The organism is Desulfofundulus thermosubterraneus DSM 16057, assembly GCF_900142025.1.
Classification (GTDB): Bacteria; Bacillota; Desulfotomaculia; order Desulfotomaculales; family Desulfovirgulaceae; genus Desulfofundulus; species Desulfofundulus thermosubterraneus.
Genome location: NZ_FQZM01000032.1, coordinates 1 through 11,938, shown reverse-complemented (window position 1 = coordinate 11,938; position 11,938 = coordinate 1). Strand labels below are relative to the sequence as shown.

The 11,938-nt window shown below is 52.9% G+C and carries 12 protein-coding genes and 1 tRNA gene; 7 read left to right on the top strand and 6 right to left on the bottom strand.

What is annotated here, in order from left to right; all coding sequences use genetic code 11:
* Positions 1 to 54: 54 nt before the first annotated feature.
* Positions 55 to 131 (top strand) — tRNA-Arg (locus tag BUA65_RS12100).
* A 70-nt stretch (positions 132 to 201) separates the two neighbouring features.
* Here the strand turns inward: BUA65_RS12100 and BUA65_RS12095 are convergent.
* On the bottom strand, positions 202 to 1,014 hold the full coding sequence (locus BUA65_RS12095) for a coiled-coil domain-containing protein (RefSeq protein ID WP_131821493.1): 813 nt from the start codon (positions 1,012 to 1,014) through the stop codon (positions 202 to 204).
* 49 nt (positions 1,015 to 1,063) lie between these two features.
* Positions 1,064 to 1,810: a thymidylate synthase family protein gene (locus BUA65_RS12090; RefSeq protein WP_072869988.1), complete on the bottom strand. Its 747-nt coding sequence runs from the start codon at positions 1,808 to 1,810 to the stop codon at positions 1,064 to 1,066.
* Between the two features lie 891 nt (positions 1,811 to 2,701).
* On the opposite strand from BUA65_RS12090, the gene BUA65_RS18305 reads away from it, so the two are divergent.
* On the top strand, positions 2,702 to 4,444 hold the full coding sequence (locus tag BUA65_RS18305; protein ID WP_072869987.1) for a methyl-accepting chemotaxis protein: 1,743 nt from the start codon (positions 2,702 to 2,704) through the stop codon (positions 4,442 to 4,444).
* 60 nt (positions 4,445 to 4,504) lie between these two features.
* On the opposite strand, the gene BUA65_RS19225 is transcribed toward BUA65_RS18305, so the two are convergent.
* A complete protein-coding gene (locus BUA65_RS19225; RefSeq protein WP_369332853.1) occupies positions 4,505 to 4,684 on the bottom strand; it encodes a hypothetical protein in 180 nt (59 codons plus the stop codon).
* Between the two features lie 150 nt (positions 4,685 to 4,834).
* On the opposite strand from BUA65_RS19225, the gene BUA65_RS12080 reads away from it, so the two are divergent.
* Positions 4,835 to 6,094: an MFS transporter gene (locus tag BUA65_RS12080; RefSeq protein WP_072869985.1), complete on the top strand. Its 1,260-nt coding sequence runs from the start codon at positions 4,835 to 4,837 to the stop codon at positions 6,092 to 6,094.
* Positions 6,095 to 6,150: 56 nt separating this feature from the next.
* On the opposite strand, the gene BUA65_RS12075 is transcribed toward BUA65_RS12080, so the two are convergent.
* Genes BUA65_RS12075 through BUA65_RS12065 form a run of 3 tightly spaced genes read right to left on the bottom strand, consistent with a single transcriptional unit; the run spans position 6,151 to position 7,707 of the window.
* Positions 6,151 to 7,266, bottom strand: coding sequence for a sodium ion-translocating decarboxylase subunit beta (locus BUA65_RS12075; RefSeq protein WP_072869984.1), 1,116 nt, complete (start codon positions 7,264 to 7,266; stop codon positions 6,151 to 6,153).
* Positions 7,267 to 7,285: 19 nt separating this feature from the next.
* A complete protein-coding gene (locus tag BUA65_RS12070; protein WP_084062355.1) occupies positions 7,286 to 7,501 on the bottom strand; it encodes a biotin/lipoyl-containing protein in 216 nt (71 codons plus the stop codon).
* Between the two features lie 17 nt (positions 7,502 to 7,518).
* Complete coding sequence (locus BUA65_RS12065) at positions 7,519 to 7,707, bottom strand: OadG family transporter subunit (protein ID WP_072869982.1); 189 nt, start codon at positions 7,705 to 7,707, stop codon at positions 7,519 to 7,521.
* A 603-nt stretch (positions 7,708 to 8,310) separates the two neighbouring features.
* Between BUA65_RS12065 and tig the strand changes: the two genes are divergently transcribed.
* The 4 genes from tig to BUA65_RS12045 all read left to right on the top strand — a co-directional run.
* Entirely contained in the window at positions 8,311 to 9,627 is a 1,317-nt protein-coding gene (gene tig, locus BUA65_RS12060) for a trigger factor (RefSeq protein ID WP_072869980.1), read from the top strand.
* A gap of 62 nt (positions 9,628 to 9,689) precedes the next feature.
* A complete protein-coding gene (gene clpP, locus BUA65_RS12055; RefSeq protein ID WP_013821536.1) occupies positions 9,690 to 10,283 on the top strand; it encodes an ATP-dependent Clp endopeptidase proteolytic subunit ClpP in 594 nt (197 codons plus the stop codon).
* A 15-nt stretch (positions 10,284 to 10,298) separates the two neighbouring features.
* A complete protein-coding gene (clpX, locus tag BUA65_RS12050) occupies positions 10,299 to 11,549 on the top strand; it encodes an ATP-dependent Clp protease ATP-binding subunit ClpX (RefSeq protein ID WP_072869979.1) in 1,251 nt (416 codons plus the stop codon).
* A 133-nt stretch (positions 11,550 to 11,682) separates the two neighbouring features.
* Positions 11,683 to 11,938, top strand: a 256-nt coding sequence (locus BUA65_RS12045) for a transposase zinc-binding domain-containing protein (protein WP_207543897.1), incomplete at its 3' end; no start/stop codon positions are given.

Genomic DNA, 11,938 nt, shown 5'->3' with positions numbered 1-11,938 from the left:
TGAGAAACAAAGCTGAGAAACAACAGGGGCAGCAGGCAACCTGCCCCAGGTCATGTCCCAGTAGCTCAGCTGGACAGAGCAACGGACTTCTAATCCGTGGGTCGGGGGTTCGAATCCCTCCTGGGACGCCAGAAGAAGACCGCCTTCAGGCCAAGCCCCGAGGCGGTCTTTTTATATTTGTATTTGCCGTATGGAAAAAGATTAATGGCCGGATAATTCCAGGCGTAGGAGTCTGATTTCCCGGTCATGCTCTTCCAGCTTGATAAAAGTTTTTACTTGTTTTCGTACAAGGTGCTCGACTCTCTCTTCGATTCTGGCTACAGAGTTCCTGATACTCACGAAGTAATCCATGTGGACCGCGCGGGCATCGAAGAGGGCGCGGACCTTATCGATGATTTCATTTTCCATGCGGGTTTCCATTCGTTCCATGCGCCCGGCGATTTCCTGCTGGCCCTGCTCAACGTTGCTGATACGCTGCTCCACTCGTTCCACGCGCCCTACGAGTTCCTGTTGGCCCCGCTCCAGGCCGGTGACACGTTGGACGAGCTCCTGTTGGCCCTGCTCCAGGCCGGTGACACGCTTGACAAGCTCCTGCTGGCCCTGCTCCAGGCCACTGACGCGCTTGACGAGCTCCTGCTGGCCCTGCTCAACGTTGCTGATACGCTGCTCCACTCGTTCCACGCGCCCTACGAGTTCCTGTTGGCCCCGCTCCAGGCCGGTGACACGCTGGACGAGCTCCTGTTGGCCCTGCTCCAGGCCACTGACACGCTTAACAAGCTCCTGCTGGCCCTGCTCCACGTTGCCGATACGCTGCTCCATTCGTTCCATGCGCCCGGCGAGCTCCTCCTGGCCTTGTTCGAGGCCGCCGATGCGCTGCTCCACGTTGCCGATGCGCTGATCCATATTGCCGACGCGTTGATTCAAGGCCTTTAATTCACCGAGTATTTCTTTCAACAGTTGTTCGGACATGGATCTTTCCCTCCTTTCATTATGTTTTTCCTTGCGGGTAGCCATAGGGATACATCGAAGAAGCCGGCGAAGGCATACCCACCTGTTGAATTTTTTACAGCCCGACTCTGGCGCGTGCGTAGGGCTCCATGTGGCCGCGCACATTGAGGCTCTTGGACATGACGATCATTTCCCCGTCTTCCAGGGGGATCCCCGTTTTGGGATGGGGGCCTATCTGCTCAACCAACCATTCTTTGAACAACTGCAGGCCGCCCATGTTAACCGGGAAGCCGCCCCACAAATCCCAGGCCCGGAAGTAGACGTAAAAGTGCATCCGGTAAACGCCGGCCTTTCTATCCATGCGGATTTTGGTGTCAATCAGCCTGAGGCATGGCAGGGACTTGCCCCTGGCCAGGTCGGAGGGAGAAGCGATTTCTATGCACCCCTTCACGTGGTCAAATCCATAAGTGCGGTAGTAGCGAATCAGGTCGTCCACCTGCTGGCAGATGCGTTCGCCGTAAGTGTACGTCTCGTTTTCCGCCTTGTACGGGTTCAGGATATAGGTGGCAAAGTACTCCTCGATCTTGTCCATCGTGGTAGGGGGAGCCGGAATACCTAGTCCGGGCGGCAGGATATCGCAGAGCGGCCGCTCCCAGGGGTGGGTGATCTGGCAGACTACGAAATCAAACTCCCGCCGGCTGTTGTCGCACCGGCCCTGCTCGTCCGCGCCGCCGCCCCACTCGGGGAAATATGTATAGGCGTCAATTACAAACAGCTTTTTTAAAAGCAGGTACCAGGCTTCAGGCAGGTTCCTGGCTCTAATAAAAACTGGCTCAAGGTATTCCCTCATATCTTCAGACATTTCCGCCCTCTCCTTTTGCTGGTATGGCTACCGGTATGAATTTAACATTTGGGAGATTTTTGGTCAAGATATATCTTTGTCCTGCTGGCACTCTTGACCTTATAGAAACCCGCCCCTGAAAACCCACGGCCTTGTGCCGTGAGATGAAAGGGGCATCGCCCGTTAGGGCGATAAAAATATGCCCAATCATTGCTTTTATGGTATAATTGAACCATGAGAGGAAAAACAAATAAATTACCATATCGTGTTTTGCCCAAAATACGACATAAGGTAATCACCGGCAGGGCACAGCCGGCAATGTAAGCTCTGAAACCATCCGCAAGTATATCGAAGCACAGAAATTACCCCGGAAGGGGGTGAAACCTATAGGCTGCAAAAAAATGGTGATTGTGGAAAGCCAGAAGTATATGGCAGCACGCAAGGGGTCACGCCTGGAATTTTCGAAGATTTGATCATAAAGCTGGAAGATATATTCAATTAAATTGCGCCGGCTGCGGCTACACAGGATAACCAGGCTGTTCGTCTCGGAATTCTTCAGCGGATCAGCCGGAAAGCTTGAAATAAGGAGATTTCAAGCGGCCCGAAAAAAACTTACGGGCTTTTTGTTTTTCCTTAAGCTTGTGGGATCATAACCCGGGGAAAAATTTTTAGTTTTAAAATGGGTGACCCGCCGGGCAGGTTTCTAAAAAATACAGGCTGTACATTGCAGTGCCTTTAAAGGAATTGCGTCAAGAACCTTCATTTATCAGGCTTCATATACAGTTTCACCCGCGCCGGGGGCAATTTGTTACAAAATCTAGTTAAAAGAGAGCCGACAAGACAATTTGCAGCAGGAAATTATGAATATTTTGACGAAAAATAGCCCCTTAAATTGACGAAGGGGGTATGGTCATGTCCCGGGGTTTTCAAAGCATGCAGGGCAAGGTGGTCCTGCTGGTGGTCGGCCTTATCACTGTGGCAGCCTTTATCGTTGGTTCTTTGAGCGTGTGGCAGATCAAGCGTTTTGGGGAAAGCGATATGGAAAAAACCCGCGAACACATGATGGCGGAGCGGGAGGGAAAGCTAAAGAGCCTGGTTGAAAGCGCACATAACCTTCTCAATGAATACCTGCAGCGCGCCCAGAAAGGCGAATTTTCCGTGGAAGAGGCACAGGAGCGGGCGTTTAAACGCATCAGCCACATGCTTTACGACGAGGGACAAGGCTATTTCTGGATCCACACCGCGGGGGAACGGGCGGTAATGCTGATGCACCCCATTAAACCGGAATTGAAGGGTAAGGACATGGCCGCCGATGAGGACCTGGCCCTGGTACGCTCCATATTTTACCAGGGACAAATCTATACCAAGGATGCCCCGGAAGTCCAGGAGCGGGTGAAGGCGAAGAAACTTTTTGCGGAAATGAACCGCCTCTGTGCCGAAAAGGGCGAGGGCACCGTGGCCTATTACTGGCCCAAGCCCGGTGAAGACCCCTCGGTGGGTTACCCCAAGATTTCCTATGTGAAGCTGTTCGGCCCATGGAACTGGATTATTGGAAGCGGCATATATGTGGACGATATCGAGAAGGAAGCGGCCATGATCAGGCAGGAAACCATGAAAAGGGTCGGACAGGTGGTGCTGGCGGTTGTCATTTCGCTTCTGGGCTGTCTGGTGCTTGCCGTTTTGCTTGCAGTCTTCTTTGCCCGGCGTTTTGTGCGGCCGGTAAGCGATATGGTGGTGGCGGCGGAGCGGTTGGCCCGGGGTGATCTCACGGCGGCAGTATCTATAAGCTCCAGCGATGAAATAGGCCGCCTGGCCCACGCCTTCGAGCAGATGCGCCAGGGGCTGCGGCAGTTGATTCAGGGCATCAGCCAGGGAAGCGCCCAGGTTTCCAACACCGCGGCGGCACTTTCCTCCCAGATGGATCAGACGTCAAGTGCGGCTACAGAAAATGCCTCTACCGTTGGTGAAATTGCCGCTACGGTGGATAACGTGGCTGAAAACATAAAAGCCGTCTCCGGCCAACTGGCGGAAGCCGGCCGGCAGGCCGACCAGAGCCAGCGGAATATCGACAGGGTGATAGATACCATGCAGGAAATTGAGCAGTCGTCTCAAGAAGCGGCCCGGTCTGTAGAAACGTTAATCCAGGCCATAGAAAAAATAGTGCTCTTTGTAGGTGCCATTAACGATATTGCCGAACAGACCAATCTCCTGGCCTTAAATGCAGCCATTGAAGCGGCCCGGGCCGGGGAGGCCGGCCGGGGGTTTGCCGTAGTGGCGGAAGAAGTGCGCAAGCTGGCGGAAAACTCCGCCCGCTCCGCAAAAGAAATAAGCTCCATCATCGGCGAGGTGCAGCAACAGTCCGCCCAGGCCGTAAGAATTATGGAGAGCGGCAAGGAAAAAACCGTCCAAGGCAGCCGGGTGGTGGAGGAAGTGGGCCGGTCCCTGATGTCTATTATCGAGCTGGTCAAGGAGCTCAGCCAGAAGGCACAGGAAGTGGCTGTGTCTGCGGGGCAGATGTCCGAAGCGGTTCAAAACGTGGCGGCTACCACGGAAGAGCAAACCGCGGCCATGGAAGAAGTTGCGGCTTCAGCCGCCGAGCTAAACAAAATAGCTGGTTCTATGAAGGAAATGGTCAGCCAGTTCAGGCTGGAGTAAAGGAGAATCAAAGAGAAGGCGGGCCTGCCTTTGGGGCGGCCCGCTTTTTTACCGGCCACGTCACTTGTCAATCCGGAGCCGGTTGATTTCCTTCAAGCTATTGAGGTCGTTCATTTTAATCAAGTGATCCGAGACGGTACACAAAACGTTTTCAATGTACAGCGCTCTTTTGACCGGCGTGGTTTCACCCGCTCCCACGGGAGCGTTATTGCTGTGAGCTATCCTCCCCTTTAGTTTAATGCCCTCCGGTTGATTTTTATTTACCGGGCGAAATAGCCTGGCAAAAAGTTCCCCTGATTTTTAAAGGGCAGGGAAAAGGGTGGCTTGCAGAGAATTGGACCTGTAGCCGGAATTTAAAGCCAAAATTTTAAGGATGGTTCACCAAAAGACATGCGAACACTCCCATATCCGGAACAAAAAAAGAGCCCGGGATTTAAAGCCATTATTTCATCCCTGCGCCACCGGAATTTTCGCCTTTTTTGGACCGGCCAGTGCATTTCCCTGGTGGGCACCTGGATGCAGAATATGGCTCAATCCTGGCTGGTGCTGGAACTGACCGGTTCCCCGTTTCTGCTGGGGCTGGTGGGGGCCTTGCAGTTCATCCCGTTGCTCCTCTTCGCCCTGTTTACCGGGGTGGTGGTCGACCGCCTGCCCAAGCGACCCCTGCTCCTGTTTGCCCAGGGCATGTCTATGCTCATTGCTCTTGTTCTGGGCCTGCTTACCCTTTTTAACGTGGTGCAGTACTGGCACGTGGCGGTGCTGGCTTTTCTTTTGGGGACCATGCATTCCCTGGACATGCCGGCACGCCAGGCCTTTATCATCGAGCTGGTAGGCCGGGATGATCTGATGAACGCCATTGCCCTCAATTCCTCTGTATTCAACGGGGCGCGCATCATTGGTCCGGCCGTGGCCGGCCTGGTGATCAGCACCGTGGGGATTGCGGCCTGTTTCCTGGCCAACGCGGCCAGCTTTTTGTTCGTGCTGGGCGGGCTTTTGTTGATCCAAGTACAGGAGGATAAGGATGTCCGGGAGGGGCATAAAAAGCTGTGGGAAGATGTACGGGAGGGTCTTGCCTATATTCGTTCCAACCCAACAGTGTTCACCGTACTGGCCATGGTAGGCAGTATGAGTACCCTGGCCATCAATTTTAACGTGCTGGTGCCCGTTTTTGCTCGAGAGGTGCTGCACAGGGAGGCCCAGGGCTTTGGCTTTCTCATGTCTGCTACGGGGTTGGGGGCCTTTATGGGCGCACTTACCCTCGCCTACCTCAGCAACCGCGGCCCGCGGGTCAAATTGCTCCTGGCCGCCGCTTCAGGCTTTTGTTTGTGCGAGCTATTGCTGGCCCTGGTGCGCTACTACCCCCTGGCCCTGGTGCTGCTGTGCCTGGCCGGCTTTGCTGTGAGCACCTTTAGTGCTTCCGCCAACGCCACCGTCCAAATGAACATTCCCGACCACCTGCGGGGCCGGGTGATGAGCGTTTATTCCCTGGTCTTTATCGGGCTGGTGCCGCTGGGCAATTTTTTCAGCGGTACTGTGGCCCACCTCTGGGGTGCTCCGGCTGGGTTCGCCCTGGGCGGCGGCCTGGCCTTACTGTTCCTGCTTTTCCTTAGCCGCCGGTTGCTGCGGCATCAACATTCTCCAGTCCCTTAATTAAAAAAACCGGGAAACTTCACTGAGTTCCCCGGCGCGCCAAAGGGGTTTTCGCCTTAATGGATGGCCGTGATGAAGGCTCCGGCGGCTACGGCAGTACCGATTACCCCGGCTACGTTCGGCCCCATGGCGTGCATGAGCAGGTAGTTCTGCGGGTTGGCTTCCGAGCCCAGCTGGTGCACCACCCGGGCGGCCATAGGAACTGCGGATACTCCTGCCGCACCGATCAGCGGGTTGACCTTGTTCGTCGTAAACAAGTTCATGATCTTGGCGATCAGGATACCGCCCGCAGCCGCGAAGGCAAAAGCCAAGACACCGAGAATGAAGATGTAAATGGTTTGGGGTTTAAGGAAAGTTTCCGCCGACATGGTGGCGCCAACACCCAGGCCCAAAAAGATGGTTACGATGTTCATCAGCTCATTCCGCGAAACGTCGGTGAGGCGCTGGACCACACCCGATTCCATAAACAGGTTGCCCAGCATGAACATGGCGATTAAGGGCGCCGATTTAGGCACCAGCAGGATAATCACCAGGCTGGCCAGCAAGGGGAAGAGGATTTTTTCTCCCTTGCTCACCGGGCGCATTTGTTTCATGACCATGGCCCGCTCCCTGGGTGTGGTCAGCAACTTGGCCACCGGCGGGATAATCAGGGGCACCAGGGCCATGTAGGAATAAGCAGCCACGGAAACTGCCCCCATCAGATGCGGAGCCAGGTTGGCCGAAAGGAAGATGGTGGTGGGCCCGTCCGCACCGCCGATAATGCCAATGACGGCCGCTTCGGCAACGCTAAAACCAAATAACAGGGCGGTGAAGAAGGCCGCATAAACTCCCAGCTGGGCGGCCGCACCCAGCAGTAAAGTCTTGGGATTGGCAATTACCGGACCAAAGTCGGTCATGGCTCCCAGACCGAGGAAGATCAGGGGAGGAATTAACTCGTTCTGGATCCCGTTATGGAAGAACAAGTAGTACAGCCCTCCCGGTTCCATCAGTCCGGTGAGGGGAAAATTGGCTGCAAAAATACCAAAACTAATCGGCACCAACAGGAGGGGTTCGACCCCTTTTTTTATGGCCAGGTACATGAGACCAAAGGCAACGGCCCACATGATTAAATTGCCCGGGGTCAAACTGAGGAGCCCCGTGCTGTTGATGACCTCGGTCAACTGCTCCAGCATAGCCAGGTTCCACCTTCTTTTACTCCAAAGTTAAGATTACCGTATCCGGGTTGACTACGTCACCCGCATTGGCTTTAATTTCCTTGACCACACCACTGGCCGGAGCATAGATTTTGACATACATTTTCATGGCTTCAATAGTGGCCACGGGATCATTCTCCTTCACTTGATCCCCCACTTTAACATCAACTGAAATCAGCTTGCCCACCATGGGTGAATTGACCGGAGTAGCCACTTACAGAACCCCCTTTCCTAGTGAATTGCAACTGTTTTTCCCTGAGCAGGTGCCTGCTGGGATTGTTGGGCGGCAGCTTTTTTCCTGGCGCTGTATGCAAAAAGCCAGCCGGAAAAGCTCACCACCGCGCTTAGTATGCCCAGGGCCAAAAACACCGAAACAATACCGCTGATGGCTACTACCACAGCATTAGTCCAGTCGATCATTTTATTAACCCCCTTTTTAATTTTTATAAATTCCCGCTTTTAAATTCCCGCTTTCATCAACCCCGCTTAAAATCCCCCGGTAATAACCTTGTGAGAACAGCCGGTTGAAGAATAACCAATTTTTGTTTATTGTATTCAACAAACAGTATATTGTATACAGAAGAGAAATACAACACCCCTTTCTAAAAAGAATATTCAAAATTCTAAATACCAGAAGACATGCTCTCTTAGTTTTTAGAAAGGTATACTTTTTCCCGCTTTTCCGGTGCCGCCCGGAGCCCGCAATACCTCTAGCCTATCGGGACTTTTCGGTGTTTTAATTTTTGACAGAATTTCATATTGCAGTTTTGGCTCTCTTCAGGTAAAATACCTTACTAGTGTACAATGCATATATCGGGCCAACAAGGGCTTTTTTGGGAAAATTTTTACCATAAATTTTTTGGGGGTTGGGAGATAAAAGGCCTTTTTTCTGGAGGAAATATCCTTGAGCCGTAGAATTAAGTATTTACCTTAAAATATGGTTACACTATAATACTGTTCGGCCTATAATGGCAAAAGGAGCTAAATTTGGTTATTTAAAAAGCTTTATAAGGGGGAGCATAGATGAAAGCTAACGCGGAAAGGATAGAGAAAAATACTGTTTTACTGGAAGTAGAGGTAGATGCCGATCAATTTTCCCAGGCAATGGATAGGGCCTACCGGAAGCTGGCCAAAAAGGTTAACGTGCCCGGTTTCCGGCCTGGTAAAGCTCCCCGGATTATCCTGGAGCGGCATATCGGCAAACAGGCATTACTGGATGAAGCAGTGGAAATGCTGATTCCGGAAGCCTATTTTAAAGCAGTACAAGATACGGGTATCGAACCGGTGGCCCAGCCACAGCTGGAGCTGGTCCAGGTGGAAGAGGGTAAGCCGGTGGTTTTTAAGGCCAGGGTAGTGGTAAAGCCTGAAGTGGAACTGGGCCAGTACAAGGCTCTGGAAGTAACCCAACCCAGTACGGAAGTAACGCCCGAGGATGTACAAAAAGAACTGGAACGGTTGCAAAACCGTCATGCCAAGCTGGTGAGCCTTGACGAGGGTACGGTGCAGCAAGGAGACCTGGTTACTATCGACTTTGAAGGCCGGGTGGATGGCGAGCCCTTTGAGGGCGGGCAGGCTACCGATTATACCCTGGAAGTTGGGAACGCCGGGTTAATCCCCGGTTTTGAGGACCAGCTTTTGGGGATGGCCATCAACGAGACGAAGGAGATCACGGTTCGTTTCCCCGAAGACTACCCCAAGCCGGAGCTTTCGGGCAAAGAAGCCGTTTTTACCGTTACCGTGAAGGCCATCAAGCGCAAGGAGCTGGCTCCGCTGGATGACGAGTTTGCCAAGGACGTGAGTGAGTTTGATACCCTGGAGGAATTAAGGGCGGACCTGGAGAATAAATTAAAACAAGCTGCTGAAGCCAGGGCAAAGGCCGAAACCCGTCAGGCTGTCCTGAAGAAGGCGGTGGAAAATGCACAGGTTGACATCCCTGAGGAAATGATTCAAACCCGTTTGAAGGAAATGCTTCAAAGTCTGGAGCGGCGCTTGATGGTTCAGGGCCTCACCCTGGAAAACTACTTGAAGTACTCAAACAGCACCGTGGAGGAAATGGAAGAACGCCTCCGCCCGGATGCCCGGGAGAGCCTGAAGACCATGCTGGTGCTGGATGCCATCGCCAAAGCTGAAAACATCACTGTCACCGAAGAAGAAATACAGGCGGAAATTGAGCGGATGGCTAAAGAAATGCAGCAGGATCCCGCGGTAGTGCGTAAAGTGGTGGAGGGCCAGGGTCAGCTGGAGGCGGTCATAACGGGGTTGGTGCGGGATAAGGTAATCCAGTTCTTAGTGGATCAGGCTAATATAGTCGCGCAGGACGGGCAACCGGCGACGGAATAAGTTCCCGCTTGTGATCGCTGTAGTAATAATAATCCATCCTTTACGCAGGAGGTAGTATTATCATGTCGACTTTAGTGCCAATTGTCGTTGAGCAAACCAACCGCGGTGAGCGGGCATACGATATTTACTCCCGTCTTTTAAAGGACCGGATTATTTTCATTGGCGGACCCATAGACGATCATGTGGCCAATCTGGTTATTGCCCAGATGCTTTTCCTGGAGGCCGAGGACCCGGAAAAGGATATCCATTTTTATATCAACTCCCCCGGCGGCGTGGTCACTGCCGGGTTGGCCATTTATGATACCATGCAGTATATTAAACCAGATGTTTCCACCATCTGCCTTGGGCAGGCCGCCAGCATGGGCTCCTTTTTGCTGGCTGCCGGCGCCAAGGGTAAGCGCTATGCCTTGCCCTACGCCCGCATTATGTTGCACCAGCCCCTGGGCGGGGTGCAGGGTCAGGCGACGGAGATTGAGATCCATGCCCGGGAGATCCTGCGCATAAAGGATATCTTGAATGAACTGCTGGCCAAACATACGGGTCAGCCCAGGGAAAAAATTGCCCGGGATACTGATCGGGACTTCTTTATGTCCGCTGAAGAAGCAAAGGAATATGGTATCATCGATGAGGTGTTGACCTATCGCAAGCCAAAATAAAAGAGGTGTTTAGCTATGTTTAATGACAAAGGTCAGCTCAAGTGCTCCTTCTGCGGCAAACTCCAGGACCAGGTCAAAAAACTGGTGGCCGGTCCCGGGGTGTACATTTGCGATGAGTGCATTGAGCTTTGCAACGAAATAATTGAAGAGGAACTGAGCGAGGACCTTGGGCTTGACCTGGGGGACATCCCGAAGCCCAAGGAGATTAAAGAAATACTCGACCAGTACGTCATCGGCCAGGAGCAGGCCAAGAAAACCCTGGCCGTGGCGGTTTACAACCACTACAAGCGCATCAATCTGGGTGGTAAGATAGACGATGTGGAACTACAAAAGAGCAACATCATCATGCTGGGGCCTACGGGCTGCGGTAAAACCCTGCTGGCCCAGACCCTGGCGCGGTTGCTCAATGTTCCCTTTGCCATTGCCGATGCCACATCCCTGACCGAGGCCGGTTACGTGGGAGAGGACGTGGAAAACATCCTTTTAAAACTCATCCAGGCGGCCGACTACGATGTGGAGAAGGCGGAAAAGGGCATCGTCTACATTGACGAAATCGACAAGATTGCCCGCAAGTCGGAAAACCCGTCTATTACCCGGGACGTGTCCGGCGAGGGCGTGCAGCAGGCTCTCTTAAAAATCCTGGAGGGTACCGTGGCCAGCGTGCCGCCCCAGGGCGGTCGCAAGCACCCCCACCAGGAGTTCATCCAGCTGGACACCACCAATATCCTGTTTATCTGCGGCGGTGCCTTTGATGGCATCGAGAAAATCATCCAGAACCGCATCGGGAAAAAGGGCCTGGGCTTTGGCGCCGAAGTCCAGAGCAAGCGGGACCAGAAAATTGGGGAAATCTTAAGCCAGATCCTGCCGGAAGACCTGCTAAAATACGGTCTTATCCCCGAGTTTGTAGGTCGCTTGCCCATTATCGTCACCCTGGACGCCCTGGATGAGGAGGCCCTCATCCGCATCCTCACCGAGCCCAAGAATGCCCTGGTCAAACAGTATGAAAAACTGTTCGAGCTGGATGGAGTGAGTCTGGAATTCCATCCCGACGCCTTGCGGACGGTGGCCCAGGAGGCCCTCAAGCGCAACACCGGCGCCCGGGGACTGCGGGCCATCCTGGAGGACATCATGCTTGACGTAATGTATGAAATTCCCTCCCGGGAAGACATTGCCAAGGTGATCATCACCAGGGAGACCATCCTGAAAAAGGAAAAACCGCTGGTGGTGGCCTTAGATCGCAAAAAGAAAAAGGAAGAGACAGCGTAATTGCGGGAAGGTGAAATACGGATTGCAGGCACACGTAGCCATACGTGTGCTTTTTTGTTGTTAAGGAAAGTATACTTTTTGGGGGGCTCTTATAGGGGTACCCAATGAGCCCATATTATGGTAATATTTAGACATGAGGTACTCGTCGAAAATTAAAGAAATACTGAAGTTAAAATGGCCTGAGTTTGAAGCGAAGTATTCAGCGGCTATCCGTGAATGCGAAAAGGAAGCTGTCACTAAGGTCCTTGGATGTGGGGACCCCCAAAACGGGTTTGCTGAATACTGGTGTTTAGATTGCGGGGGCAAAGAAAAAAAGATCGTTCCATTTACTTGCAAAAGCAGATTTTGTCCCTCATGTGGTAAGGTTTACACAGATAAATGGGTTGAAA

Coding starts and splice junctions, on each gene's coding strand:
- BUA65_RS12095 (WP_131821493.1), bottom strand. CDS start 1,014: ATGGCTACCCGCAAGGAAAAACATAATGAAAGGAGGGAAAGATCCATG.
- BUA65_RS12090 (WP_072869988.1), bottom strand. CDS start 1,810: ATGTCTGAAGATATGAGGGAATACCTTGAGCCAGTTTTTATTAGAGCC.
- BUA65_RS18305 (WP_072869987.1), top strand. CDS start 2,702: ATGTCCCGGGGTTTTCAAAGCATGCAGGGCAAGGTGGTCCTGCTGGTG.
- BUA65_RS12080 (WP_072869985.1), top strand. CDS start 4,835: ATGCGAACACTCCCATATCCGGAACAAAAAAAGAGCCCGGGATTTAAA.
- BUA65_RS12075 (WP_072869984.1), bottom strand. CDS start 7,266: ATGCTGGAGCAGTTGACCGAGGTCATCAACAGCACGGGGCTCCTCAGT.
- BUA65_RS12065 (WP_072869982.1), bottom strand. CDS start 7,707: ATGATCGACTGGACTAATGCTGTGGTAGTAGCCATCAGCGGTATTGTT.
- tig (WP_072869980.1), top strand. CDS start 8,311: ATGAAAGCTAACGCGGAAAGGATAGAGAAAAATACTGTTTTACTGGAA.
- clpP (WP_013821536.1), top strand. CDS start 9,690: ATGTCGACTTTAGTGCCAATTGTCGTTGAGCAAACCAACCGCGGTGAG.
- clpX (WP_072869979.1), top strand. CDS start 10,299: ATGTTTAATGACAAAGGTCAGCTCAAGTGCTCCTTCTGCGGCAAACTC.